General features: G+C 34.6%; 22 protein-coding genes. 7 read left to right on the top strand and 15 right to left on the bottom strand.

From position 1 onward, the window contains the following. Positions 1–18: 18 nt before the first annotated feature. The 5 genes from DFQ02_RS14270 to DFQ02_RS14250 form a co-directional block, all read right to left on the bottom strand. The gene (locus DFQ02_RS14270; protein WP_116525128.1) at positions 19–3,471 is read right to left on the bottom strand and encodes a hypothetical protein; all 3,453 of its coding nucleotides are present in this window, start codon (positions 3,469–3,471) and stop codon (positions 19–21) included. Positions 3,472–3,619: 148 nt separating this feature from the next. Further along, the gene (locus tag DFQ02_RS14265) at positions 3,620–4,798 is read right to left on the bottom strand and encodes an acyl-CoA dehydrogenase family protein (RefSeq protein ID WP_116525127.1); all 1,179 of its coding nucleotides are present in this window, start codon (positions 4,796–4,798) and stop codon (positions 3,620–3,622) included. Between the two features lie 126 nt (positions 4,799–4,924). Then, positions 4,925–5,665 carry a tRNA1(Val) (adenine(37)-N6)-methyltransferase gene (locus DFQ02_RS14260; protein WP_116525126.1) on the bottom strand — a complete coding sequence of 247 codons (741 nt, stop codon included), beginning with the start codon at positions 5,663–5,665 and terminating at the stop codon, positions 4,925–4,927. Positions 5,666–5,991: 326 nt separating this feature from the next. Beyond that, a complete protein-coding gene (locus DFQ02_RS14255) occupies positions 5,992–7,365 on the bottom strand; it encodes a right-handed parallel beta-helix repeat-containing protein (protein WP_116525125.1) in 1,374 nt (457 codons plus the stop codon). 50 nt (positions 7,366–7,415) lie between these two features. Beyond that, positions 7,416–8,024, bottom strand: coding sequence for a hypothetical protein (locus DFQ02_RS14250; RefSeq protein ID WP_116525124.1), 609 nt, complete (start codon positions 8,022–8,024; stop codon positions 7,416–7,418). 237 nt (positions 8,025–8,261) lie between these two features. On the opposite strand from DFQ02_RS14250, the gene DFQ02_RS14245 reads away from it, so the two are divergent. Both DFQ02_RS14245 and DFQ02_RS14240 read left to right on the top strand, forming a co-directional pair. After that, on the top strand, positions 8,262–10,142 hold the full coding sequence (locus tag DFQ02_RS14245) for a helix-turn-helix domain-containing protein (protein WP_116525123.1): 1,881 nt from the start codon (positions 8,262–8,264) through the stop codon (positions 10,140–10,142). 166 nt (positions 10,143–10,308) lie between these two features. After that, positions 10,309–10,761, top strand: coding sequence for a DUF2383 domain-containing protein (locus tag DFQ02_RS14240; RefSeq protein ID WP_116525122.1), 453 nt, complete (start codon positions 10,309–10,311; stop codon positions 10,759–10,761). A 4-nt stretch (positions 10,762–10,765) separates the two neighbouring features. Here the strand turns inward: DFQ02_RS14240 and rimM are convergent, their stop codons facing one another. Together rimM and DFQ02_RS14230 are read right to left on the bottom strand one after the other, a co-directional pair. Next, a complete protein-coding gene (gene rimM / locus DFQ02_RS14235; RefSeq protein ID WP_116525121.1) occupies positions 10,766–11,290 on the bottom strand; it encodes a ribosome maturation factor RimM in 525 nt (174 codons plus the stop codon). Positions 11,291–11,463: 173 nt separating this feature from the next. Further along, complete coding sequence (locus DFQ02_RS14230) at positions 11,464–11,982, bottom strand: 30S ribosomal protein S16 (RefSeq protein ID WP_116525120.1); 519 nt, start codon at positions 11,980–11,982, stop codon at positions 11,464–11,466. A gap of 358 nt (positions 11,983–12,340) precedes the next feature. Between DFQ02_RS14230 and DFQ02_RS14225 the strand changes: the two genes are divergently transcribed. Then, on the top strand, positions 12,341–12,790 hold the full coding sequence (locus DFQ02_RS14225) for a ferritin-like domain-containing protein (RefSeq protein WP_116525186.1): 450 nt from the start codon (positions 12,341–12,343) through the stop codon (positions 12,788–12,790). Between the two features lie 212 nt (positions 12,791–13,002). Here DFQ02_RS14225 and DFQ02_RS14220 read toward each other — a convergent pair whose 3' ends face one another. The 8 genes from DFQ02_RS14220 to DFQ02_RS14185 all read right to left on the bottom strand — a co-directional run bounded on the left by DFQ02_RS14220 (position 13,003) and on the right by DFQ02_RS14185 (position 19,349). Further along, the gene (locus tag DFQ02_RS14220) at positions 13,003–13,401 is read right to left on the bottom strand and encodes a c-type cytochrome (RefSeq protein WP_116525119.1); all 399 of its coding nucleotides are present in this window, start codon (positions 13,399–13,401) and stop codon (positions 13,003–13,005) included. 5 nt (positions 13,402–13,406) lie between these two features. Further along, complete coding sequence (locus tag DFQ02_RS14215) at positions 13,407–14,270, bottom strand: hypothetical protein (RefSeq protein ID WP_116525118.1); 864 nt, start codon at positions 14,268–14,270, stop codon at positions 13,407–13,409. Next, a complete protein-coding gene (gene nrfD, locus DFQ02_RS14210) occupies positions 14,267–15,586 on the bottom strand; it encodes an NrfD/PsrC family molybdoenzyme membrane anchor subunit (protein WP_116525117.1) in 1,320 nt (439 codons plus the stop codon). Before nrfD ends, DFQ02_RS14215 begins: the two co-directional genes overlap by 4 nt. Before the next feature lie 2 nt (positions 15,587–15,588). Next, on the bottom strand, positions 15,589–16,566 hold the full coding sequence (locus DFQ02_RS14205; RefSeq protein WP_116525116.1) for a 4Fe-4S dicluster domain-containing protein: 978 nt from the start codon (positions 16,564–16,566) through the stop codon (positions 15,589–15,591). A gap of 23 nt (positions 16,567–16,589) precedes the next feature. Continuing rightward, on the bottom strand, positions 16,590–16,856 hold the full coding sequence (locus tag DFQ02_RS14200; protein WP_116525115.1) for a hypothetical protein: 267 nt from the start codon (positions 16,854–16,856) through the stop codon (positions 16,590–16,592). Positions 16,857–16,863: 7 nt separating this feature from the next. Next, on the bottom strand, positions 16,864–17,733 hold the full coding sequence (locus tag DFQ02_RS14195) for a DUF5777 family beta-barrel protein (RefSeq protein WP_245940279.1): 870 nt from the start codon (positions 17,731–17,733) through the stop codon (positions 16,864–16,866). Between the two features lie 11 nt (positions 17,734–17,744). Beyond that, entirely contained in the window at positions 17,745–18,110 is a 366-nt protein-coding gene (locus tag DFQ02_RS14190; protein ID WP_116525113.1) for a hypothetical protein, read from the bottom strand. Between the two features lie 108 nt (positions 18,111–18,218). Further along, positions 18,219–19,349, bottom strand: a complete 1,131-nt coding sequence (locus DFQ02_RS14185; protein WP_147297790.1) for a hypothetical protein — start codon at positions 19,347–19,349, stop codon at positions 18,219–18,221. Between the two features lie 262 nt (positions 19,350–19,611). Between DFQ02_RS14185 and dnaE the strand changes: the two genes are divergently transcribed. From dnaE to DFQ02_RS14165, 4 genes are all read left to right on the top strand, one after another. Beyond that, entirely contained in the window at positions 19,612–23,994 is a 4,383-nt protein-coding gene (dnaE, locus tag DFQ02_RS14180; RefSeq protein ID WP_116525111.1) for a DNA polymerase III subunit alpha, read from the top strand. 329 nt (positions 23,995–24,323) lie between these two features. Beyond that, entirely contained in the window at positions 24,324–24,641 is a 318-nt protein-coding gene (gene trxA, locus DFQ02_RS14175) for a thioredoxin (protein WP_116525110.1), read from the top strand. 92 nt (positions 24,642–24,733) lie between these two features. Beyond that, the gene (locus DFQ02_RS14170) at positions 24,734–25,279 is read left to right on the top strand and encodes a ClpP family protease (protein WP_116525185.1); all 546 of its coding nucleotides are present in this window, start codon (positions 24,734–24,736) and stop codon (positions 25,277–25,279) included. 17 nt (positions 25,280–25,296) lie between these two features. Further along, positions 25,297–26,226 (top strand): DUF58 domain-containing protein, encoded by a 930-nt coding sequence (locus DFQ02_RS14165; protein WP_116525109.1) that lies wholly within the window; start codon positions 25,297–25,299, stop codon positions 26,224–26,226. Positions 26,227–26,250 lie beyond the last annotated feature (24 nt).

Here is a 26,250-nt window from a genome sequence, read left to right as displayed (position 1 = left end):
CTTCCTTTTGTTTCAATATTACTTTTTAAATAAAGGGTCTGCGCCAATAGTACCAACTAAACTGGTTACATAATCCTTAGATGTTACTCTGTTGTATAATTTTTGTAAGGCTTGTAAGCGTTCCTTGATGTTTAACTCTTCAACTAAAACATCATTGTTTGGGTCTGCTTTAAAGGATTCTAAATATTTAATTTGAGAACCATAATATTGGATATCTTTTTGTTGTTTAAGTTCTAATCTTTCGTTATACCAATCGCTGCTTAAAACATAAGCTCTACTAAAATACTTTCTCAATTCAGAATCATTAATGTCCTTGCCTTCATAATTTCCATAGGCCATTATGTGTAACAATATTTTTAAAGGAGGTATTGCCGATTCAATACTACCATCTTCAAAATAGTTTAAAGCTACTTTTTGTTGTGCCTCTACAATATTGTTTATGCCGTCAACGTAATCTTCCATTCCTTGAAGTTCAGGTTTTAGCATTCTTTCGTTAAATACGGCCGTAGGTTCATCAAATAATCTGTTTAAGCATAATAATGCAAAGGTTTTAGTAATTCTGTAACCTAACCTACTGGCTAATACTTTTTTGCCTTCAAACTCAAAATCTTCAAGTTTTTCTAGAGAGCCGTTATTAATAAGGTTATTAGGGTCTCTATCTTCGGGAGCCATTCTCGCCCAAATTTCAGGAATTAGTAAACTAACATCATGGTCTATTTTATTTTCGGCTCCTACGTATCCTGCAGCTGTACTAAATCCATTAGATTCTGTTAAAATATGAGATAACAGGGCATTATTTAAGTCTGTTGTTGGTGTTAACATATTAAACGGTGCCTTAGTTAAAGCTCCCTCAGATCCTGCTCCAGTAGTTGATGGTGATTTACCAGTTAAACTACAGATGAAATCCATAAACAATTCTGGAGTTTCTTGATAATGAATTGGGTTGTAAACCGCTAACGGTCTAATGCCAGCTTCTTTATCTACAGGATTGTTTCTTCTGCCAGGTAGTACTGCATTTACAACGTGAATTACGGGGTCTTCTAGCTTAATTTTTCTTTTTAAACGTACACCCATATCAGAGATATATATGGCTTCATTTTCTTTATAAAACCTATTGGGTTCTAGATAACGTGGGTTTTTAGTTGGTAAACCATCTTCTATTATTCTAGGATGTGATGGCAAGACGAACTGAACTTTGTCATCTTCATTATTAATAATATCTAATATAAAATCCTGAACAGGTTTGGTGTACTTATCAAAATTAATGGTGTCCTCATAAATTTCAATGGCATCCTTCCTAGTTAACATTTCATAATTAGTTAAAAATCTACCATCAGAAATAATATCTAATTCAGCGCCTTTATCATAACCCCTTACAATGGCTTCATCTGGTCTTTGAAACAAATGCGCTTCACAATTAACCAAGACTTTTACACTTTTGTTCGTATACTCAGGGTTTAAATCTTTGATTTTTTCCTTAGGAAGTGTGATTGATGCTGTGATATCGTCTTCAGTTTGAATTTTTTCACTGGCCGAAAAATCAGAGCGTAGTTTATTCAACATCCAGTTACCTTGTTGGTTAAAGCCAATTCTAACATAACTACCAACTACAGGTGTGTGGTTATATAGTAAATTCGTACCCTTTACACCATTGATGATATCAACGGTCATCATATCTTTCCAATTAAGATTAGCGCCATGAGCTTGTCTAAACAAGCGTTTTACAAATAGTACTAGAGAGCGGATATGCACAGGGATGTTATTTAACCATTCGTTAAACTCATCTGAGTTTTCTTCTGAAGGTGTTAATAGTTTTACAACAGAACCTAATGTTCTTTTTTCGCTTAAAAGCGATCTTGATTTAGGTCTGTTAGGGTCTTTGTCTTTCCACCTTGTAGAGTAATCAAATTCAATAATTTCATCAGCCTTCTTAAAATCTTCTTCTATATTATGAATATTGAACACGCTATAAGTGATAGCGTTTTGCATAGATTTAGAAATCTCAGATTTTCCGCCACCAGAAACAGTACAAGGTTTATGACAAAATACACCTTCTGGGTAGGTTTCTATCATACGCCACAAATCAACAGATTTATGTTTTTCTAACCTTAGCTTATTTCCAGACGGATGCATATAGGTTTTGTAAGGCGATATTTTTAATTTTTGTTCTTTACCCTTATAATGCCATGTTATGCTGTTTGTATTGGTGTTAAAAAACGACGATTCTGGAATGTAAACAATATTGGGATACTTCTTGTCTATGGCATAATTCTCAGGTTTTACCTCAATGCGGTCTCCTAAAAGCTGTTTAACATCTTCAAAGGTATGGTCTAATCCGTAATATGTATTGTAATCATCACAGTTTACAGTATCTCCCATAACACGTCTAGCATAGGCAATGGCTCCACCAGCATGCTCTTCTTCTAGAATACCATACAAGTTAGCAGAATAACTAATTTGAGTTTTAATTTCTTTTTTGGAGTATCCGTAATAGTTATCGGCTATTAAGGTAACAACAACTCCCCTTTCATCTCTGCATGTAATTTTAAAAGCGCCACCATCATTATACAGTTCGTGTTCGTCTACCCAACACATGCCGTCTTTTTTCTGACGCTCTGTGGCATCATCAAAATGGGGAAGTCCCACATCCTTCTTTTTAAGTTTTAAAAGTTGAGGTGCAAGAATAATACATCCTGTATGCCCTGTCCAATGTTCTGGATCTAATGCCGCATCGTTATGAGCTAAATTTGGGTTACCACCATTACCAAATATATTTTCAACAAAGTCTAGATTGCTTACCAAAGAGCCAGGGGCAAAGAAGCGAACCTCCAATCTTTTTTCTGAAATCACACCTTTCACTTCAGGGCAAACAACAGGTCTTAAAAGCATGGAAACCATGGTTTTAGCTTGCGCTTCTTGATTAGATGTAAAAGGGAGTGTATTTAACTCATCCGAAGGTTTAAAAGCTTCATTTAAAAAGTGAGCTAAAACTACTCTTGGAACTTCTTTCTTATCTAGAGGAACTGGAAGCGGTCCTTCAACAATATGAAACGTTCCTTTTGTAGTTCTTTTATCATGTAAAGGGTTATTTAAAATACCCTGTTTTAACCTCTTGGAGTTAACGAGATTACTTTCAAAAGAATTACCATCAGGAGGTAAACTAGCTTCTCTAGCTTGCCCTTTTTTAGATAGGATTAAAGTGTTATTAGGCAGCTTATATGATTTATCAACTTTTACATCCTTCAAATAATCGTCAATAAAAGCCTGAATTCTTGAGTCTGCTGGACATAGGTGCTCTGCTAATAGCCTTGATTTTTCTTTAAGGCTCATAATAAGAGGCTTTGTGGTTTTTTCAAATTCTGGGTCGCAAAACTTCTCTAAACTCTCTTTCTTGTCTTTAAAGGTGGGTTGTCCAATTGCTGCCAATTGTAAATTGATAAATTGAACAAGATCTTTTCTTGATGCTTTCATGTTTTCTAATTTTGATTGTTGCTCGTAGTATACCTGTTACGAAATATTGGAACAAATTTAGTTAGTGAAGGTATTAAAAAACCTGTCAAAAGTCATGTTACGAGTATAATTTTCACTAAAACGATGTAGTTCTGAGAAGTTAAAAAAATTACTTAAACCCATTCAATCCTGTAACATCCAATCCGGTAATCAACAAATGAATATCGTGGGTGCCTTCGTAAGTAATTACACTTTCTAGATTCATCATATGTCGCATTATTGAGTATTCTCCCGTAATACCCATGCCACCTAAAATTTGGCGTGCTTCTCTTGCAACATTAATAGCCATTTCTACATTATTGCGTTTTGCCATAGATATTTGAGCTGAGGTTGCTTTGTCTTCGTTACGCAAAACACCCAATCTCCAAGCTAGTAATTGTGCTTTGGTGATTTCTGTAATCATTTCAGCCAGTTTTTTTTGTTGCAATTGAAATTGACCAATAGGTTTTCCAAATTGGGTACGCTCTTTGCTGTATCTTAAAGCAGTGTCATAACAATCCATTGCGGCTCCAATAGCACCCCAAGCAATGCCATAGCGCGCAGAATCTAAACAACCTAAGGGTGCTCCTAAACCAGATTTATTAGGAAGTAGATTTTCTTTAGGTACTTTAACGTTATCAAAAATCAGTTCTCCGGTTGCTGAAGCGCGTAAGGACCATTTATTGTGAGTTTCCGGTGTTGAAAAACCCTCCATGCCTCGCTCCACAATCAAACCATGAATTCGCCCTGCTTCGTTTTTAGCCCATACAATTGCTACTTGGGCAAAAGGTGCATTGCTAATCCATAGTTTGGCTCCGTTTAGTAAATAATGGTCTCCCATATCTTTAAAGTTGGTCACCATACCACTAGGGTTACTTCCGTGGTCTGGTTCGGTAAGACCAAAACACCCTATCCATTCTCCGCTAGCTAATTTTGGTAAATACTTTTTACGCTGCGCTTCATTACCGTATTTCCAAATAGGGTACATGACCAATGATGATTGTACTGAAGCCGTAGAGCGGATACCAGAATCACCTCTTTCAATTTCTTGCATGATAAGTCCATAACTAATTTGATCTAGGCCTGCACCTCCATATTGCATAGGAATATAAGGTCCAAAAGCACCAATGTCTGCTAAACCACCAATAATTTGTTTTGGAAACTCAGCTTTTTGAGCATAGTCCTCAATAATGGGGGATATTGATCGTTTTACCCATTTGCGCGTGGCATCTCTTATAAGTTTGTGTTCTTCAGAAAGTAATTCGTCTAAATTGTAGTAATCTGGGGCTTCAAATACATCAGGCTTCATAAATTTAATTTTATTCAGTCATTACGTAAATTTATTGAAAATAATTGATTTTATTCATCCATATTTAGGCGATATTTTATTTTTAAGACCGAAGACCGAAGACCGAAGACCGAAGTTTGGAATTTTCTACTTCATCTTTAAATAAAAATCTTTGGTGAGATTGATATAGTCTTGTGTGTATTGATGCCTTGCAGTTTCAATTGTTAGCTTTTCTATGTGGATTTCACTTTTGCGGAAAGATAATTGAATTAAACTTCGTTTAATTTCTGAAGTTTCATTGCCTTTTACATGAAGAATTTTATTTGTAAAAAGATTGTGTTGTTTTCCTAATTCAATAAAACGGGCTTCTTCATTAAAAGGAATGATTACACAAAAGCAGCCGTTTTCTGAAAGTAATTTTGAAGTGTTTTCAAGGAGATGTTTAAAAGGAAGTGCTTCTTGAAATCTAGCAAGATCTCTAGCTATATTATCCGTTTTATAATCTTCTGAATAAAATGGCGGGTTTGATACAATTAAATCGTATTTGTCGTCATTTTCCAGTCCCTCTTCCAGTAGTTCTTCTGTAAATTCTTCTAAAGCGGCATGATAGCAAAACAGTCTGTCTCCCCAAGGTGATTGCTCAAAATTATTTACACACTGCTCGTAAGCATCATCGTCAATTTCAATAGCATCTATTATTTCGGCATGGCTTCTTTGAGCTAACATTAAGGTAATAATACCAGTGCCCGCACCAATGTCTAAAATAGAAAACGGATTGTTTTCAATTGTTGCCCAAGCACCCAATAAAACACCATCAGTTCCTACTTTCATAGCACATCGGTCTTGGTCTATTTTAAATTGCTTAAAATGAAAAGGTTTGTTAGTCATATGCCTGTTTTAGGGACGCTGCAATAGTAAAAATTAATTTTAAATTTTCATTGCCTAATTAAAGTTTATTAGAAATCCGTTTTAGTTTTAGACCCTTTTTTTAAAGCGAAAAGTTTTATTCTCGATACCTGTCTGCCGGCAGACAGGTAAATTGAGCTCATTCAAACCGCAAAATTTACTCGAATTGACAAAATTTACTCAAAATTTTCAATGGTTTTTTTAGAAAGTTAATTGTTTCTTTTCTTTTGAAAAACAAAAAGGGTAGACTTTAAAAACCCACCCTTTTCTTAGTCAAAACAACCAAATATTTGACTAACAAATATGTTCTAATCTTCTATACAAGCTTCCCAATTATGAATAGAGGTATTGCTACCATTGTCATTAACCATATCGCAAACGGTTAGGCCGAGAGGAAACATGGTTTCATAAACATAGGTATTAGTAACATTCCCATGTATTAATAAAGCGCCAGGACCGTTTGAGGTTTCTGTCCATCCAGGTAGACCACTTTCTCTATAATCATTTTGGATGATGGAACAATCTGTGGCGTTAAAAATACGAATGGCGGCCCTACCAGCATTGCAATTAATGAAGCTTGTGTTTGTAACTTTGGAATGACTCGAGTTATTTAACAAGATTGTTGCATCCACATTATTGGAATTTTTGATTGTTGTGTTTGCAATTGTTGAGTTAGGCGAGTTGCGAATCATTATTGAAAATCTGCCTTGAGAATTTTCAATTTTAGAATCGGTAATTGTAACGCCAGATTCTATCCCCCAAAATATCATGGTAGGTGCAGTAATCCTGTTATGGGGAGTTGCTTTGAAATTTTCGACCAAAACATTAGAGTCGTTTATTCTCTCACCTACTAAACCTACTCCAACATTTTTAGCAATAATATTATTAATTAGAACTTCTGATCCATCCCGATAATCCATAAAGGTAATAGCCTGAGTTGCTAGATTTTCTATGTCTATATTTTTAATGGTTAAGGTTCCTTGAGTTCTTGGTGGAGGACCTCCCATAGGCCCATCGCCCCATGGCATGACATGAAGCCCCCAGTTTAGATTATAACCAAATAAATTGCCATCGGCACTACTTTCATTGCCTTCAATTCGGATCTTCTCAATAGTAGTGTTAAAATGACCTCCAATGAGTTCAAAGGCTACGCCTAGAAATGTATTGCCATTGTAGACTTCAGATGGTTGGTCATCCTTAACTAATACCGTCATATTTTTTATGGTAACATGATCTGTAGGTTTATCAAATTGAAATATATGGGCCACAGGACTATTTCGAGCTGTAGAGAATCCTGGTGAAAAGCCTTCTGAATCCGATTTTCTGCCTGCGTGAATCATGGTTTTGTCCTTGTGCTCTCCTAAAAAGGCCCCGTTAAAACCCTCAACCCTAATCGTTCTGCTGACATAATAACTATCCTTTGTGTTCATCAAACCATCAGATAAATAGACGGTGCCTCCTGTTGCTTTGGCTTCATTAAGTGCGGCTTCTATATTGTCGGCATCGGTAACCCCGGTCATGTCATTACTAGGAGCGACTACAATGGCGTCGGCTAAAGATTTAGAATTAATAGATTTAGCAGTATTACTAACTCCTTGTTCGTTTTCGAGTATTACCTCTTCATTGCTGCAAGAGGTCAAAATCAAAAGGGCTATTGTTGTTATGTAAATTATTTTTTTCATCGTTTAAATTTTATTTTTAGTCCAATATTTAAATTGATAGGATTAAGGGCTTATGATTCTTTATCTAAAATAATAGTACCTTCCCATGAATGATCTGTTCCAGTATCATCAATACGTACCTTACCATGCCAAACAAATTCCCCCGAGGCATTTTCAAATCGTCCGGTTCCGCCAATAATGTGCCAAGTATCTTCAAATTCAAACCTATATACTTCGCTTTGAACAGGAATGAGTCTGCCACCATCAGGGTTATCAAGTGTTAATAAATCCCCGTTAGAGGCTTCAAGGGAAACGGGTTCGTCACCAGAATATTCGCCAAACCCTCCCTCAAAATCAGGAAAGCCATGTTCGTTTAATACCACATGAAAACAAAACATAAGATCGATGTTGAAATTTCCAACATGCGTGGCATTTCCATAACCTACTTGGTGATCCAACCCCCAAAAATCCGTAGGTGAAGTAGCAGAGCATATTTCAGAAAAAGCATCATCCGCTTGACCTGTAAATAGTTTGCCCTTAAAAGGAACTTCTTTCTGCTTAGATGTTTTTGCATTTATTTCTGTTAGGCTGTCTTCAATTATGGGGTTTTGGGTGTCATCGCATGCAGTAAAAAAACAAACTGCAATTGTTGCAAGTAATAATAATTTTAGTGATTTCATTTTAAAGTTTTTTAGTTGAACAATATCCTCTTTAGCTAAAGGTTAATAGCGTATATTAAAATTAGTGACATCATTGTTTCAAGTCATTTAATTATGTTTCAGAGTCTGACAATTATGTTGCAAATCCTTTTAATTACGTTGTAGGGAGCAAAACATCTTTAAATTTTGATTCTTAACCCCAAATTTTTGTCCGAATTGTTTTATTGTGTAAATTCATGACTCATATTTGTTTAAGTCATGAGCCAACCTTTTTCGAATGATCAAGCTTTTATAGCAAAGCTAAAGGGTATATTGGAGGAAAACTTCCATAAGGAAACCTTTGGGGTGACCGAGCTGGCTTTGGCTATGGGGATTAGTAGGTCGCAACTCCACAGAAAACTCCATCAAATAAAAAATACAAGTGCGAGTGAATTCATTAAGGCATTCAGGTTAGAAAAAGCACATGCCCTGTTAAAAGATGATGTGTCTACGGTTTCTGAAATTGCCTATGCGGTTGGTTTTGGAAGTCCATCCTACTTTTCAAAGTGTTTTCAAGAACGCTATAAATATTCACCTACAGAGATTAAAGCGAAACAAAATAACAATAATGAGAGCAATGAGGAGTCTAACAAAAGTTCAAGGTCTTCAAGCGATAAGAAAATTAAGAATAAATGGGTTATTATAGGGGGAGTTTTAACTCTAGTCCTAGTAATCTTAATTTCCTTTACAATCTCAAGCAGTTCGGCAAAGAAAACAGATTTGATAACTATAGGGGTACTTCCATTTAAGAATTTAAGTGATGATACAGAGAATCAATATTTTGCAGACGGGGTTATGGAAGAAATTCTTAACCATTTGTCAAGATTGGATAGTCTTAAAGTAATATCAAGAACTACCATGGAAAATTACCCAGAAGCAATTAAAACGGTTCCAGAGATTGCTAGCAAGCTTAATATGACACATGTTATTGAGGCCAGTGTTCAAAAACATGATAATAGGGTGAGGATTGTGATACAGTTAATTGATGCTCAAAATGACAAACATTTGTGGGCTGAAAGTTATGACAGGGATTACCAAGATATTTTTGCATTACAAAGTGATATTGCCAAAGAGGTAGCTAGGCAACTGGAAAGGGAGCTTACAGTTTCTAGTATAGCAAAATTAGAGGAAGCCCTAGCGGAAAACGTGGAAGCCTATAATTTGTATTTGAAAGGACGCTTTTTTTGGCTCCGAAGGACCAAGGAAGACTTAGAAAAGAGTATTCATTACTTTGAAGAAGCGCTACGATTAGATTCTACTTACGCCTTAGCTTACGCTGGTTTGGCGGAAGCTTATGTTGCGCTACCACATCACGGAGATTGGGGAGACAAGCACGACTTACAAGACAAAGAAGATACTTTTGAAAAGGGTAACTACTATGCAGAAAAAGCACTTGAGATTAATCCTCAAATGGCATCAGCATACACTGCTATTGGTTCTTATTATGCTTCTTATAAAAGAAATTGGAAACAAGCAGAAAGTGCTTTGAAGAAGGCACTAGAAATAGATGTAAATCATGCAAACGCACATCAGCAATATGCAACATGGTTAGATATATTAAGAAGAAGGGACGAAGCTCGTGAGCACATTAATTTAGCCCTCAAAATAAACCCCGTGGCACCAATTGCACTTCAAATGAGTGCATTATTATATTACCATGATGGAAATTTTAATAATGCTATAGAAGAAATGGATAAAGCTGTAGAGATTAGAAATAAACCATGGAACACGTTATATATAAGAAGTCATTTAAGGTTGGGGGAAGAGGACAAGGCTTTAAAGCGGTTTAAAATTTTAATGGAAAGAACAAGTGTAAACCAAGTGATGGTTGATAGCATTTATAGACAAAGAGGAATACAAGAAGTTTTAAACCAGTATATTGATAGCATGTATGTGCCTAAAAAAGTGATGCAATATTATGAAGGAGCAGCGATAAATGGTCTTTTAGGAAATAAGCAAAAAGAGTTAGAACTTCTGGAAAAGAGTTTTGAATCAGGTGAGTTTATAATGGATAGAATAAATGCAAATCCAGATTTTGATTCTATTAGAAGCGACCCTCGATTTGTAGCCCTTTTAAAGAAAATTAATTTAAAAGATTAAATCATTAAGTATTGTTGCAAAAGAGTTTTTAGTTTTTATTTCAGATTAAAAGGAACATTAAAGAATAAACATTAATGTTGAAAATTATGTTAAAACTTTATACTTAAAGAGTCATAAAGGGGTTATTATTACGTATATTGTTGTTGTTAAAAAACAATTAAGATTGATGAAACACATTGAATTTATCCTTGAAAAGTTAAACGATTTATTGATTTTAAACGAAGAAGTTGAAAAGGCTTATAATAGGGCAAGTAACTTGGTTGAAGATTCTTATTACAAAGCTTTTTCTAAAGAAAGAAGTGCAGAAAGAGGTGAATTTGCCAGATTATTAAAAATAGAGTTGCAAAAATTGGAAGGAAAAAGTAGTAATTTAATTGCTATAAAAAGAAGGGGGCAACTTATTAGAACGAATTATAAAAGTTCTCTAAAAATTGAAAATGAATCTGGGTTTCTTGGAAAAATATATGATATAGAAATGTTAAGTATTAGAAATTATGACGAATTTCTTAGTCAAATGAATTTACCGTTATCACTTTGTAAGTTGGTGCTTAAACAACGCGATATCATTCAAACAAGACTTCATGCTATTGAAAGGGGCGAGGAAATTTTTGCTTCTTAAAAATTTACAGATATAAATCTATAAGACCTTCTGGGGTTTCCACAACAATAGTTTTATTTTCTCTATCAACCTTTACGATGAATTCATCGTTCATGGGAATCAAAATATCTTTGCCTTTTCTGTCAATTTCAAACAAGGCTTGTGCTGTAGAGTCATTAATGCCAGTTATAATACCAACTTCACCAAAATTCTTATCTTTAATAGTAAACCCAATAACTTCATGGAAGTAAAATTTATTGCCTTCTAGTTTTGGTAATAATTCTAAGGGTAGGTATAATTCTTTTTTAATCAAGGTATCTGCGTCAGCATCAGAATCAACATCTTCAAATTTAATTCGTAATAAATCAGATTTGTGAAGTTGTGATTTTTCAATAAAAAAAGGGACGAGGTTATTTTTTAAGTCAATAAAAATAGCATCTAGTTTTTCATAAAGCTCAGGTTGATCGGTATCAAGTTTTGCAAGTACTTCTCCTTTAAAACTGTATTTTTTTACAATCTTGCCTAAATAAAAACAATCGTCTTTTTTCATAATGAATAATTTTTGTCATGCTGTCCCGATTGTGAACGATTTTATTTAAATACCTCATAAGTGTACAACTAAGCTGAGGTAATGAAACCAGGAAGACACAAAAAGAAATCTTTTTTTGCATAAAAAAACTCCGACACTTAGTATCGGAGTTTAAAAGTATAAAAATAATTTTTTTATTCTTCTTCGTTTGTAGCCTCAGCTTCTGCGGCAACTTCTTCAGTAGCCTCTTCTGCTTCTTCAACAACCGGAGCTGCAGCAGCTATTCTTGCTTCGTTAACTGCTTTTTCAGCAGCTAAGGCATCAGCTTTAGCTTTAGCATCAGCTTTAGATAATCCATCGGCTTTAGCTTGAATTTTAGCCGCTTTTTCCTCTAACCAAGCGTTAAATTTTTCCTCAGCTTGTTCTTCTGTTAAAGCGCCTTTTTTCACACCACCTGCTAAATGATTCTTTAATAAAGCACCTTTGTAAGATAATATTGCTTTAGCAGTATCAGTAGGTTGTGCACCATTTTGTAACCACTTTACAGAACCGTCTACATCTAGTTCAACAGTTGCTGGGTTAGTGTTAGGATTATAAACACCTAATTTTTCTAAGTATTTACCATCTCGTTTTGAGCGCGCATCTGCGGCAACAATCCAGTAAAAAGGTTTCCCTTTTTTACCATGTCTTTGTAATCTAATTTTTACTGGCATAATAATTAATTATTTGAGGTTCCCGACCTCGGGTTATTAATGAGGCCGCAAATATACTCCATTATTTTTAATTTTCAAGCAATTATAGAAATAATAAGTGCTGTTAAAGTGGTTTTTTATGTAATTCATGAGAGTGAGTTTTTTGGTCTTTAAATTAGTGTTGAAGGCAACATTATTATAAGACTTTTGATGTGTTCCAGTTAAGCGAATTCAAGAAAATGTTAATACATCTTAATAAAACTATAAAATTGTTAAAATACTTGACAAAAGAGGTTTTTAGCCTTATGTTGAATGTAGAGATGTGAAACAATACGCATCTATAAAGAATTTATTGAAATTTAAAATGAAAATGAAAGTAATGAAGTACACTGAAGAAATTTCAAACAATTTAAATGAGTTATTAATTAAGAATTATGATGCTGAAAAAGGTTATAAGCACGCTGCAGAAAATGTAAGTAGTCATACTTTAAAGCATTTCTTTGAAAGAATGTCGAGTGAGCGCGCTGAATTTGCAAGAGAATTAAAGACCGAAATCTTGCGATATGGAGAAGAACCTGAAGATTCTGGAAGTTTTAAGGGAGTAGTTCATAGAAACTGGATGACCCTTAAAAGTCTGTTCTTAAGTAATGATGAAGAAGCAATTTTAGAAGAAGTTATTCGAGGTGAAGAAAAGAGTTTAGAGTCATACTTTAATATTCTTAGAGAAAGAAACTTGCCGGCAAGTACTGATGCTCTCTTATTCAAACAAAAAACAGCCATACAGACTACTATTAATTCAGTAAAAAAACAAGAAGAGTTAGTTTCTTAGAATTTATAACAACTAAGTAATATCAAAGACCCTTTCATTTTTTATGGAAGGGTCTTTGATACTTTGAAAAACATACATCAAGTACCTAGTTTAATTTTAAAAATTTCTTAGAAGAACTTAGCTAAGAAATGATAATTGATTTTGGTTATAACACTTTATACCTTAATAATTTAAGATCAAAAAATAAAAATAGAATAAATGATTAAGAGCCTCTATTCTTCTAGTGTTCTAATGTAATTAACTATTAACCATACATCTTCTTCATCAGTAATTTTCTTTTCAAAATTAGGCATGTCGTTTCTTCCAATGTAGCTTTTGTAAAAAAGAGCACCATCAGATTGACTTTGAAATTCTGCTGTTGAGAAATCTCCTAAATCACCCTCTTGTTCTTCAGCTTTAGGACCGTCGCCGTAACCTTCTTTACCATGACAAGACTTACAATGTTTACTGTAAAGAGATTTCCCAATGGCTAAATCAACTTTTGGGTCTGTTGGATTTTTCATTTTTTCGTACTTTTCAGGAACTACCCATTCGTCCTGAACAACTGAAGTAAACGAAACTAAAGCAAAAGAGATAATGCTAATGATAATTAAGATTTTAAATGTTTTCATAAATATTAACTTTTTTTGATTTTAAATAAATTTGTAATTAAGTATATAATAACACTCCACATACTAAATATTAACAAGTTAGTGAAAATTAGAATAAAAAATGGTGTTTTAATTCTCGGGGACCACAAAGTTCTTTTTTCAAAAGTATTGTCAATGACTACAGGGGTTCCAAAAGAAGTGTTCATAAGGGCTTTTACAGTGCCATAATCATCACTATCGTTCAAAGTAACCTCTATGTTGATATTTCCATCAATTCCAGGTATCCCTTTTTCAATTGGTACCACAATCATGCCATTTTGGTCTGTATAATTAAATTCTTTTCCTAGAGGTAATGATTTAAATAATCTTTCAACATTTACATTTAGTGATATTTCAGGTAATAGACTATCTAAGAAAACGTCTTTAATTGTGGCGCTCACATAGTTAATGCTATCTTCTGTAAAAGACTTGGCTTCAATATGTGCATCTCTAAAAGTAAGATATTTTGAAGCTTTTTTAAAATTATCGTCACCTTTGAATCTTATTCTTAAATTGTAAAATCCAAGGCTGTCTCTCAATAATTTACTAAAGTCTTTAATGATATATCTAGCTTTTCCGTCTGCATTTGTTGTGACTTGTCCTAATTCTAATTGGTCATCATCAGTTTCAGAAAAGATCATTAGATTGATTTTAGAAATAGCAGTGTTTTTTTTGTTAATTCTAGCTGTTGCTGCTAAGTCTATGTAGCTGTGCTTATCAATAATCTTTGTGTAATCGGCCTTGATTCTAATTTTTTCTTTTTCTTGAGCTTGAGTCTGATTGGACCAACCAAGTAGAATAAACACAATTAACAAAAAAGGCGTTATATGTTTTATGTGTAGACTTTTCATGATTCCAAGTTTTTGCCATTAGCATTAGTTGCTTGTAATTCATCAATGGTTCTTTGAATGGGTATTACAGGTAAGAAACGAACACAAATAGTAATGATTAGTAAGGCCATGGCTAGTGTTGCTATGGTGATTAACCATTCATGTAAGCTTGGAAAGTAATGATGCCAAGATTCTGGAACACCTTGTATAGGTAAAAAAGGATGCAAAAGTGTGGGTGTTACAATTACAAAACGTTTCCACCAAGAACCAATAACAACCAGTAAACCTATATAAAACATAGTGCGAGGTTGCCTTCCTTTTTTAAATAAAAGAATAATTATTGGAAGAATCAAGCCTCCTATGGTGACAAGCCAGAATAAACCTGAGTAGCTTCCTGTGAACAAAGTTTCTAAATGTGTTAATTCACCTTTCTTTGCTGTAAAAAGAGGTATTAAATACTCATTTATGTTAAAGTAAAGGTAAATCAAACAGGCTAGAGCTAATAATTTACCCATTTTATCAAAATGATAATCAGTGATATATTCTTCTAATTTTTTAACCTTTCTAACTACATATATTAATGTGGCCAAAGCCCCAACGCCGGCAACAAAAGCCCCTGAGATGAAATAAGGAGCGAAGTTTGTGCTATCCCATCCTATTCTGTAAGTTGTAGAAAACAACCAAGCATCAATAGTTTGTAGCAATAATCCAACAGGAATAATCATAATTGCTATAATTTTTATTGACTTTTCCTGCAATATTTTCTGAGGTATACTTCCTGTCCAATTTAAAGCTAGCTTACCATAAATTTTACTCCATCTGGAATTACTCTGTTTAAAATGGTTTTTAAGAATAGCAAAATCAGGAATTAAAGGAAAATAAAGGAGTAATAAAGAAATGACAATGTAAGTTGGAATAATTACAACATCCCATGTAATGGGTGATTGAAGTCTGGCATGAATAAATAAATTTAATAACCTGTCAGGTCTAGCCATATCAATAATTATGGTAATACCTGCCATGATGATTGCAGCCAGGGCAATAATTTCAGCAATTCTTACCAAAGGCGTTCGCCATGAATTATTGGTTAATCTTAAAATTGCTACGGTTACAGTGCCAACAAAACTTGTGGCTACAAAAAAAACAAAATTTGAAATATAAATACCCCATAGGGCATAATCTCTCATGTTAGTAACTTCTTGACCTTTAATTAGTTGATCTATGTAGGCAATAAGTCCTATCACTATTAACGCAATAAGAAAAGTAGTCCAAATAATCCCTCTTTTAGTGAATTTTTTAGGAACTAAATCGTTTATAATTTTATTGTTGGTCTCCATGGTTATTCTGTTTTTTCAACAGGTTCAACAGATTCGAATTCCTTAAAATCTTCTAAGCCATCTTTAAAGTCAACCAGTCTATCTACTGGAGGTAAATAGTAAACACTAGGAGATGTTCCAAGTTCTTCCATCAAGCGATAACCAGCTTTGTCTTCCAATAATTTACTTAACCGAAGGCTTTCCTCTCCGTTTGTCACGGTGTCTTCGTATTTGTCGCCAAAATAAAATACGCCATTTGGGCATGCTGTAACGCAATGTGGTAATTCATTCTTTTCTATGGCATGCGGACAAAAATCACATTTGTCGACAGTACCTTTTATGCTAGGCATTCCAGCATGTTCAGGAGATGAAGTGTGATTGGTTAAATCCATATTTAAAGTGACTTCTTGACCAGGTTCCCCCCAATTAAATACCCTCGTAGAATATGGGCAAGCCGCCATACAAAATCTACAACCAATACAGCGTTCGTTATCAATTAAAACAAGTCCATCTTTTCTTTTAAAAGTAGCATCAACAGGACAAACAGTAACACAAGCGGGTTTGTCGCAATGCATGCACATGGTTGGCATCCAATAAGGAGCGGTGTCCTCAGCTTCTTGCATTTTATAAACTTTAAGCCATGCATTTTCACCTGTTACATAGTGGTGTTTATTACAAGCACTTTGACATTTTAGAGCGTTTTTGCATTTTGCCAAATCTACCACCATTACAAACTTTCTGTTTGGGATGCCTTCTCTAACATTATATTTAGTATCATGACTATTGCAGTGCTCAATTTCCATAACTTCAGAAGAGTCTACATGAATTAAAGTGCCGTCTGTAGTCATCAATTCCATTTTTTCATCTGAACCGCTACTATTTGAAGCATTTAATTTAGAAGATATTTTAGATAAACCCAAACCGCCTATGGCTCCTATAACACCTATTTTTAATCCCTTATCAAGAAATTTTCGTCTTGAATTTTTGTTGTCCTCTTCCATGATTAGTAATCATTTAATTAAGATTAGATTTTCTTTGTAATCCAACTAAGCAATGACTTGTTAGAAATACGTTTCTTAATAACCTTCGATTTTTTTATGGTGCTTACTTTAACTTTTACTACAGTTCCATCTGATTTTAATAAGGTTTGGTACGCCTCATTATTGGAATTAGTTTCTTTGAAATTGTCATTGTTGCCAAACCCTAGAAAAGGCAAGAGTAGACTGCCTCCAAGTATTGGCAAGACACTTCTTCTGGAAATTTTTTTCCCTTCTCTGGATGTGTTTTTCATGATTTAGTTAAAAATTATAGTTTCTTGTTATGTTAAAACCAATTAAAAAATCGCCATTAAAAAAGTCGTTAGTCGTTTTCATGTAATTTTGCTGAGGTACAATGCCTCTAAAATTGGTAATAAATAATTGAAAGGCGTGGTTCGAGGTTCCAAATTCAACACCTAAACTAATTCCTGGATGATTATAATTGGTGATTGAACCATCTGCCTCTGTAACATTTTTAAATTGGGTTATCGGCTGACTGTAGTCAAGCAAGATGGATGTTTGTGGACTTATTTTTGCACGCCCACCAAAGGCTATTGCAAAACGATCATTCTCCATAAAAGACTCTACTGTATTATAATGTGAAATACTTGGTGCAATTTGAAATGAAACATTGGGGCTAAAACGACGTGAAAAAATGATTTGATGGAAATATGAATATCGGTCTTGTTTGGTATAAAATCTATTACCAGGTCTGGCATCAATGGTAAAGTTACCGTAGTAAGATATATTTAAGGGTGTTTTATCAGAACGTGTTTGTCTTAGTAGTCCCACTTTCCAGTTAAAATCTTGCAGCCGTCCTTCTTTGGTAGTTCCAAAACCAACAGTTAAACGGTCATGCAAAGCATAGGAAAGTGCTATTCTTATGTTAGAAGCTCCCCAAAACCCAGCAAGATCATTAGTGCCGCCATTAATTTCTCCAAACCGGTGTTGCATCATAACTTCCAAAGTGTTCTTATTAAATAATACATCAGTTGCATTATCAATAAGCGTGGCGCTTTCAAAAGCAGGACGTGATGGTTTATCTACAATGGAGTCTTTTTTCTTTTCTTGAGATAATACCATTAATGGTAACAATAGAAAAGTACAAAGTATAATTTTATAATTTTTCATGTCTTAAAATATTAATTGTTTTCAGCACCATCATCAATCCACTTTTTAATTAATGCTATTGAAGTAGCGTCAAGCTCTCTATGATTTTCTACAGCTAGTTTTGTGTAAAGCTTACTGGTGTTTGGACTTTGAGCTGTGACGTAATCTGGTATTAGAGAACTATATTCATTGCCCGCTCTTAAATCAGGATCTAAATTGGCGTTGTGGCATTGCGAACAATTGTTTGATGAAAATATTGGAACAATATCATTCACAAAAGAGACTTCTTCGTTAGGATCAATAACAACATCTTCTAACTCTGGAAATTCATTGTAATAACATGAAAAACATATTAAGGTTAAACCGCAAGCCAGAACTATTTTAAATAGTTTTTTCATTTCTTAATAATTTTAATTAAACTGTCACCTAATTTCAAATGGAAATTTAAGTTAGCTTCGTTTTAATAAAGCCCGAGTGTGACCTCGGGCGTTGTGTGTTTTCAGTCATTATAGGTTTTGCAACGCTTCAATGGAATTTTTTAACAAAGCTCTGGTATAAGCCGGGTTGTGTATACCTTTACTCTGATCTTCCAAGGCAGTTCTGTAATTCCAAGTAGCTTTTGCTACATCGGCTGAATAAGTTCCTGGAACAGTTCTATCATTCTCCAACAAAGGACTTGGATTAAGGGCTAATAATAAATTTTTAAGTGTTTCCATGTCTTCACTAAATCCTGCAATTTCATCAGGTATGGCGGTCATATTAGTGTGGCATTCAGTACAGGTGTTTAAGGTTGGTTTCCATGTGTGACCACCAACAAGATTGTCATCAGATGGTCCCATGTGGCATGTTGTACATGAAGCACCCGTTCTATGGGTTGCAGAGGCAACACCAGGATAGCCAGTTGATCCTGCAATCGGAGCCCCCATAATACCTTGAAGCATTGTGGACTGTGGTCCATGATGAGGTCCAAATCGAGAGCTAGTTATTTCATAATTATCAGTGCCAGCTGGAATAGGATAACTTGGACGTGGTTGGTGACATGTAATACAAGCATTGCTTAATCCAAGTGGATCTGCATCGTTTTTTAAATCTAAAGCTGTACTTGGGTCTAATACCAATTTAACTGGGTCAATATTTCTCAAAGCGTAGTCATTACCATCATTTTCAAAATCAAAGGATCTATGATCGCTATGACAACCTGTGCAAGATATAGGGTTTGAAACAGCATAACCATTAGGGTTAGCTGATGGAATAGGTTCTCCTGTTACAGGGTGTGATGCAAAATCACCAGTGTCTTCGTCAATTTCATAGAATTTACCAGATAAGTAATCAATATAACCCTCGTTATTATGACATTGTGCACATGATGAACTTGTTCCTCTTGCCCAAGAACTTCCAACACCATGAGCAGACATGTCATAGGCAGTCCAAATAGGGCTTCTATGTGATGAAGAATGACAGTTTATACAAGCTTCAGCTGAAGTATCGGCTCCGTCAACTCCATCAACCCCGTCAATTCCATCTTCTCCATTAATTCCATCTTCTCCAGGGATAGCTATATAGTCGTTTGTACAGTTGGTTAGCAATAAACTTGAGACTATCAAAATCAAGTATTGCAAAAGCTTTAATTTTTTCATGATTACTTATTTTACATTATAATTAGAAAGAGATTGCATAAATGTAACCAGATATGTTATGCTATTTTATGACTTATGTCATGAAAACCTGTAGTTTGCTGTTTTGTATTGAAGTGAAGTAATTAGTTGGTTCATGAGAATTGAATTTTATTATATAGCAATAATTATATAAGTAGGTGGCTTTTGTTTATAACTCCTAATAATTTTAAAAATGGTAAAGGAGTTTTATGCTTAAATTTATCATTCTTTTTATTAAATTTTTATGTACTTAATTTTTGATACTGAAACTACCGGATTGCCAAAACGCTGGGACGCTCCTATAACAGATGTTGATAATTGGCCACGATGTGTTCAAATTGCTTGGCAGCTTCACGATGCTACAGGTAATTGTTTAGAATATCAGGATTTTTTGGTACAGCCAGAAGGGTTTAATATTCCGTATGATGCCGAAAAAATACATGGTATTTCTACCGAATTGGCACAGGAACAGGGCGTATCTTTGGCTGAAGTTTTAGAAAAGTTTAATGCGGTTTTAGAAAAAACTAAGTTTATAGTAGGTCAGAACGTCAAGTTCGATTTAAATATTATGGGAGCTGAGTTTGTGCGTGCAGACATAGCAAACCCACTACAAGAACTCCCTGTCTTAGACACTTGTACAGAACATACGGCTAATTTATGCCAGATTCCTGGTGGTCGTGGAGGGCGTTTTAAATTGCCAACCCTAACCGAGTTACATGAACACTTATTTAGCGAGCCCTTTGCAGAAGCTCATAACGCCACTGCTGATGTGGAGGCAACAACCCGGTGTTTCTTAGAGTTGGTTCGACTAGGGGAGTACACCAAGGAGGAACTGGATGTTGAACCCGATTATTTTGAAAATTTTTCTAAAGCCAATCCTGCTCCCATTCAATTAATTGGCTTAAAGCACATCAATCTAAAACAGGAGAGTAAAAAGATTCGTAAACGTCTTCAAGAATTAGAGCCGTCTGAAACAATACCTGATGATGTTGCCAAAGATATCGATTTAAGTCAAGTTGATTTTGTGCATCTGCATAATCATTCTCAGTTTTCGGTATTACAATCCACCATGAGTATTGCAGATTTAGTAGCCGCCGCCGCCTCTCACAATATGCCGGCAGTAGCACTTACAGATCATGGTAATATGATGGGGGCTTTTCATTTTATCAATGCAGTCAATAATCAAAATAAAAGCATAAAAGCGGCTATAGCCGAAGCTGAAGAAAAAGGAGAAAACCCCCAAAAACAACTCTTAAAACCTATTATAGGTTGTGAGTTTTTCGTTTGCGAAAATCATCAAGATAAAACCAGAAAAGATAATGGCTATCAAATTGTGCTGTTGGCAAAAAATAAAAATGGCTATCATAATTTAGCTAAATTATCATCGCATGCCTTTGTAGATGGGTTTTATTATGTTCCAAGAATCGATAAAAAACTCATTCAGCAATACAAAGAAGACCTAATTGTTCTAACAGGAAATCTCTACGGAGAAGTTCCTAGTAAAGTACTAAATATAGGCGAAAATCAGGCTGAAGAAGCGCTTTTATGGTGGAAGCATGAGTTTGGTAATGATTTGTATGTAGAGCTTATGCGTCATAACCAAGAGGATGAAAATAGGGTTAATGAAACTTTGATAAAGTTAGCTAGGAAACATGATGTTAAGTTAGTTGCTACAAACAATACCTATTATCAAAATCAGGATGATGCCAATGCTCATGATATTTTACTTTGTGTAAAAGATGGTGAAAAACAAGCAACTCCCATTGGAAGAGGACGTGGTTATCGGTATGGTTTACCTAATCAAGAGTACTATTTCAAATCTTCAGAAGAGATGAAAAAACTCTTTAAAGATTTACCAGAAGCTATATTAAGCACAAATGAAATAGTTGAAAAAATTGAAGCCTTCCAGTTAGCGCGTGATGTGTTATTACCTGCTTTTGATATTCCTGATGAATTTAAACATGAGGAGGATTTAGTTGATGGTGGTAAGCGAGGTGAAAATGCTTATTTACGTCATTTAACCTATGAAGGAGCCAAAAAGCGTTATGGTGAACCATTATCTCAAGAAATAACAGAGCGCTTAGATTTTGAACTTAGTGTTATTGAAAACACGGGATATCCAGGGTATTTCTTAATTGTAGAAGATTTTATTCGTGAAGCACGAAATATGGATGTATCAGTAGGTCCGGGTCGTGGTTCTGCTGCGGGATCTGTAGTGGCTTACTGTTTGTGGATAACCAACATAGACCCCATGAAGTACGACCTTCTTTTTGAGCGTTTCTTAAATCCAGATCGTATTAGTATGCCTGATATTGATATTGATTTTGATGACGAGGGTAGAAGTAGGGTTATGGATTACGTCATAGAAAAATATGGTGCTAATCAAGTAGCACAAATTATTACCTACGGAACTATGGCGGCAAAGTCCTCCATACGAGATACAGCTAGAGTACTTGATTTACCGCTTTTTGATGCCGACAGGATAGCGAAATTAATTCCGAATATGTCTAAACTCAATAAGATTTTTGGTTTAGACGAAAAAGCATTGGCTAGTAAGTTTAGGGCTGAAGAACTAGAAAAGGTGAATCAGCTTTTAAATATTTCAGAAGGTGATGATCTAGAAGCAGAAACGGTTAATACCGCCAGAACACTCGAAGGTTCTGTTAGAAATACAGGTATTCATGCTTGTGGTGTTATTATCACGCCCGATGATATTACCAAATTTGTTCCTGTTTCCGTGGCCAAAGATTCCGAGTTATATGTTACGCAGTTTGATAACTCGGTTGTAGAATCTGCCGGACTTCTAAAAATGGATTTCCTAGGGCTAAAAACACTAACCCTTATAAAGGACACAGTAAAAATTGTAAAAGCTAAACATGGTATTCAACTAGACCCCGAAAGCTTTCCCTTAGATGATGAAGAAACTTATGCTTTGTTTCAAAGAGGTGAAACGGTAGGTGTATTCCAATACGAATCTCCAGGTATGCAAAAGCATCTTAGGGATTTAAAGCCAACGGTTTTTGAAGATTTAATTGCTATGAATGCCTTGTATAGACCTGGACCAATGGAATACATCCCTAGTTTTGTGAGGCGTAAACATGGTGAGGAGGAGATAGAGTACGATTTACCGGCTATGGAAGAGTATCTTAAAGAAACTTATGGTATTACGGTGTATCAAGAGCAGGTTATGTTACTGTCTCAAAAGTTGGCAGATTTCACTAAAGGTGAAGCCGATGTACTTAGAAAGGCAATGGGTAAAAAACAAATTGCTGTTTTGGCTAAAATGAAGCCGAAATTTATAGAACAAGCCAGTGCTAATGGTCATGATGCCAAAGTTTTAGAAAAAGTTTGGAAAGATTGGGAAGCTTTTGCTAGTTATGCATTTAATAAATCGCATTCTACATGTTATGCGTGGATAGCCTACCAAACTGCTTATTTAAAAGCGCATTATCCGGCAGAATATATGGCTGCAGTGCTTTCAAATAATATGAATGATATTAAGTTAGTTACTTTTTTTATGGAAGAGTGTAAGCGTATGAAGTTGGATGTATTAGGTCCAGATGTTAATGAGAGTTACTATAAATTTTCCGTAAATAAAGATGGTGCTGTGCGTTTTGGAATGGGCGCCATAAAAGGTGTTGGGCACGGTGCTGTAATGACCATTGTAGATAACCGAAAAAAGGATGGTTATTATAAATCTATTTTTGATTTGGCTAAACGCATCGATTTGAGAGCCGCCAATAAAAAGGCTTTTGAAAATTTGGCTTTGGCAGGAGGTTTTGATTGTTTTAAAGGCACTCATAGAGCTCAATATTTTCATCAGGACAATGGGCTGACTTTTTTAGAAATGGTGATTAAGTATGCCCAAAAGCATAAAGAAAATGAAAATTCTGCTCAAGTAAGTTTGTTTGGAGAATCTAGCGATGTTCAAATTGCTGAACCCACTATTCCGCCCTGTGAGGAATGGGGTACTATGGAAAAACTTGCAAAAGAAAAAGAAGTTGTAGGTATTTATATTTCCGGACACCCTTTAGACGATTTTAAAACTGAAATGAATACCTTTTGTAACGCTAACTTAGGCATGTTCTCTAACTTAGAGCCTTATGTTAATAGAGAATTGGTTTTTGGCGGTGTAGTAACCGATGTGCAGCATAGGGTAAGTAAGCAAGGTAAAGGATGGGCTTTGTTTACTGTAGAAGATTATACCGATAGTTATGAATTCAGAATTTTTGGAGAAGAGTATTTGAAGTTTAGGCACTTTTTAATGATTAATAATTTTGTGTTTGTTAAAACATTTGTTCGAGAAGGTTGGGTTAATAAAGATACGGGCAAAAAAGGTGAACCAAGATTACAGTTTAATAACTTTCAGTTGCTACATGATGTCATGGAGCAATATGCCAAAAAGCTATCTGTACAAATAGATATTAACGATATAAAAGAAGATAAGATTCTTCAGCTTCAAGATTTGTTTAAAATGCATCCCGGAAATCAGTCATTGAATTTTGTTGTTTATGACACTCAAGAAAAACTTAAACTTAATATGCCTAGTAGAAAACAAAAGGTAAAAGTGTGCCAAGAATTACTAAATGAATTAGAGGCACAACATGTACATTATAAACTAAATTAAGATTTTGGTTTTAAATTTATGCGCAAAAGGATAGAGCATTTGTTGGAACTCTTGTATATTGTTTTGAATCAGCAACAAATAATAAAAAAAAAACGACTTGCGATAGCCCGACTACAAAGAGGGTACGCCCAAAAAAAATATTCAGTTTGCAGTATGAATAGTTTAATAAGAAAGTTGTTAAAGCATAATTTATTTTTAGATTAGATTTAACTAATAAGACTAGATAATGATGTTATAAGTAAAACAAATTGTTAGTTTGTAAGTATTCGGTTTTTTTTTGACTAATTTTGTATTGTAAAATAAATTTAAGAAAATAAACAAGATATATTATGGCATTAGAGATAACAGATGCAACGTTTGAAGAAACTGTATTAAAGAGCGATAAACCAGTATTGGTTGACTTTTGGGCTGCTTGGTGTGGACCATGTAGAATGGTTGGACCTATCATTGAAGAAATAAGTGGTGAATATGAAGGAAAAGCGGTTGTTGGAAAGGTAGATGTAGATAACAACCAAGAGTTTGCTGCTAAGTATGGAGTACGTAATATTCCTACAGTATTGGTATTTAAGAATGGTGAAGTTGTAGACAGAAAAGTAGGTGTTGCTCCTAAAAACTCTTACACTGAAGCCATAGAGTCACTACTATAAAATATTAGGATAAAGAAAATGAAGAAGGTTTGCTGTAATAGCAAACCTTTTTTATTTTAGATGAAATTTAAAAAATGCATAAAAATTTATATATGAGCAAAAAAGGAAAAGTTCAAGATGCCATAGACGCCAAATTAATAGAAGACCGTAAAGTGTTTCTTTGGGGGCAGGTAGATGATGACTCTGCTAAACATGTTGTTGATAGATTGATGTACTTAGATGCTTTAGAAACGGCCGATATTCATTTATATATTAATAGTCCCGGGGGTTATGTAACCTCTGGATTTGCTATTTATGATTGTATAAAGTCGCTAAAAAGTGATGTATCTACTATATGTACAGGTTTTGCGGCTTCTATGGGATCTATTATTTTATCTGCAGGTACTAAAGGAAAGCGTTTCATTCAACCCCATGCCAGAGTAATGATTCACCAACCCAGTGGAGGTGCTCGCGGACAGGCCAGTGATATTGAAATTACAGCCAAAGAAATTATCCTTACTAAAGAATTAAGCGCTCAGATTTTAGCCGATAATTGCGGTCAAACTTTTGAAAAAGTTATGAAAGATTTTAATAGGGATCATTGGATGGGTGCAGATGAATCTGTTGCTTATGGTATTGTAGATGGGGTTTTGAAGTAGGATCTATTTAAAATTGAATGGACTTACGTAAAGAACTCAATAAAGCAGAAGGATTTAAAAACCTTGGACTACTTGCTAAACAGGTTGTTGAAGGGTTTATTGCTGGTATGCATAAGAGTCCGTTTCATGGGTTTTCTTCAGAATTTGCAGAACACAAAATTTATAATAGAGGCGAGAGCACTCGGCATATAGATTGGAAGCTCTATGCCAAAACAGACAAGTTGTATACCAAGCGCTATGATGATGAAACTAATTTACGTTGCCATATCATTATAGATAATAGTAGCTCCATGCATTATCCAGAAATGACTAATTTTTCGATTGATAATTTGAATAAAATTGCTTTTAGTTCTCTGGCTGCTGCTGCTTTAATGCAAATGCTAAAACGACAACGAGATGCCGTGGGTTTAAGTGTTTATAGTGATACATATGATTTTTATGCTCAGGAAAAAGGGAGTGAGCGCCACCATCAAATGTTATTGAATCAACTTAGTGATATAGTTGTTACAAAGCCATTAAACAAGCAAACAGAAACATATACCTATTTACATGAAGTAGCAGAAAAAATTCATAGGCGTTCCATGATTTTTTTGTTTACCGATATGTTTCAGACTAAAACAGATGAGATAAAACTATTTGAGGCACTTCGCCATTTAAAATATAATAAGCATGAAGTAATTTTATTTCATGTTTTTGATAAACAAAGAGAATATACTTTTGATTTTGATAATAGCCCCAAACGTTTTATTGATGTTGAAACAGGAGAGTATATAAATTTATATGCCGATACTATCAAAGAAAATTATAATATAAAAGTATCTAGTTACTTTTCGGCATTAAAATTAAAATGTGCGCAGTACAAAATTAAGTATGTAGAAGCCAATATAAATGACAGTTTTAATCATATTTTAACCACCTATATGGTGGAGCGACAAAAGTTTGCTTAAAAGTTTAAAAAAGGCAAAAAAAGA

The sequence above is a fragment of the Seonamhaeicola aphaedonensis genome, assembly GCF_003386195.1.
GTDB lineage: Bacteria > Bacteroidota > Bacteroidia > Flavobacteriales > Flavobacteriaceae > Seonamhaeicola > Seonamhaeicola aphaedonensis.
The sequence above is the reverse complement of the archived record's forward strand: the minus strand, read 5'-3'. Positions and strand labels throughout refer to the sequence as shown.

Bases quoted from the DNA above. Each gene is read 5' to 3' on its own strand.
- DFQ02_RS14205 (WP_116525116.1), bottom strand. From the start codon at position 16,566: ATGGAAGAGGACAACAAAAATTCAAGACGAAAATTTCTTGATAAGGGA.
- rimM (WP_116525121.1), bottom strand. From the start codon at position 11,290: ATGAAAAAAGACGATTGTTTTTATTTAGGCAAGATTGTAAAAAAATAC.
- trxA (WP_116525110.1), top strand. From the start codon at position 24,324: ATGGCATTAGAGATAACAGATGCAACGTTTGAAGAAACTGTATTAAAG.
- DFQ02_RS14255 (WP_116525125.1), bottom strand. From the start codon at position 7,365: ATGAAAAAAATAATTTACATAACAACAATAGCCCTTTTGATTTTGACC.
- DFQ02_RS14200 (WP_116525115.1), bottom strand. From the start codon at position 16,856: ATGAAAAACACATCCAGAGAAGGGAAAAAAATTTCCAGAAGAAGTGTC.
- DFQ02_RS14270 (WP_116525128.1), bottom strand. From the start codon at position 3,471: ATGAAAGCATCAAGAAAAGATCTTGTTCAATTTATCAATTTACAATTG.
- DFQ02_RS14195 (WP_245940279.1), bottom strand. From the start codon at position 17,733: ATGAAAAATTATAAAATTATACTTTGTACTTTTCTATTGTTACCATTA.
- nrfD (WP_116525117.1), bottom strand. From the start codon at position 15,586: ATGGAGACCAACAATAAAATTATAAACGATTTAGTTCCTAAAAAATTC.
- DFQ02_RS14230 (WP_116525120.1), bottom strand. From the start codon at position 11,982: ATGCCAGTAAAAATTAGATTACAAAGACATGGTAAAAAAGGGAAACCT.
- DFQ02_RS14240 (WP_116525122.1), top strand. From the start codon at position 10,309: ATGAAACACATTGAATTTATCCTTGAAAAGTTAAACGATTTATTGATT.
- DFQ02_RS14170 (WP_116525185.1), top strand. From the start codon at position 24,734: ATGAGCAAAAAAGGAAAAGTTCAAGATGCCATAGACGCCAAATTAATA.
- DFQ02_RS14190 (WP_116525113.1), bottom strand. From the start codon at position 18,110: ATGAAAAAACTATTTAAAATAGTTCTGGCTTGCGGTTTAACCTTAATA.
- DFQ02_RS14250 (WP_116525124.1), bottom strand. From the start codon at position 8,024: ATGAAATCACTAAAATTATTATTACTTGCAACAATTGCAGTTTGTTTT.
- DFQ02_RS14225 (WP_116525186.1), top strand. From the start codon at position 12,341: ATGAAGTACACTGAAGAAATTTCAAACAATTTAAATGAGTTATTAATT.
- DFQ02_RS14220 (WP_116525119.1), bottom strand. From the start codon at position 13,401: ATGAAAACATTTAAAATCTTAATTATCATTAGCATTATCTCTTTTGCT.
- DFQ02_RS14265 (WP_116525127.1), bottom strand. From the start codon at position 4,798: ATGAAGCCTGATGTATTTGAAGCCCCAGATTACTACAATTTAGACGAA.
- dnaE (WP_116525111.1), top strand. From the start codon at position 19,612: ATGTACTTAATTTTTGATACTGAAACTACCGGATTGCCAAAACGCTGG.
- DFQ02_RS14165 (WP_116525109.1), top strand. From the start codon at position 25,297: ATGGACTTACGTAAAGAACTCAATAAAGCAGAAGGATTTAAAAACCTT.
- DFQ02_RS14245 (WP_116525123.1), top strand. From the start codon at position 8,262: ATGAGCCAACCTTTTTCGAATGATCAAGCTTTTATAGCAAAGCTAAAG.
- DFQ02_RS14215 (WP_116525118.1), bottom strand. From the start codon at position 14,270: ATGAAAAGTCTACACATAAAACATATAACGCCTTTTTTGTTAATTGTG.
- DFQ02_RS14260 (WP_116525126.1), bottom strand. From the start codon at position 5,665: ATGACTAACAAACCTTTTCATTTTAAGCAATTTAAAATAGACCAAGAC.
- DFQ02_RS14185 (WP_147297790.1), bottom strand. From the start codon at position 19,349: ATGAAAAAATTAAAGCTTTTGCAATACTTGATTTTGATAGTCTCAAGT.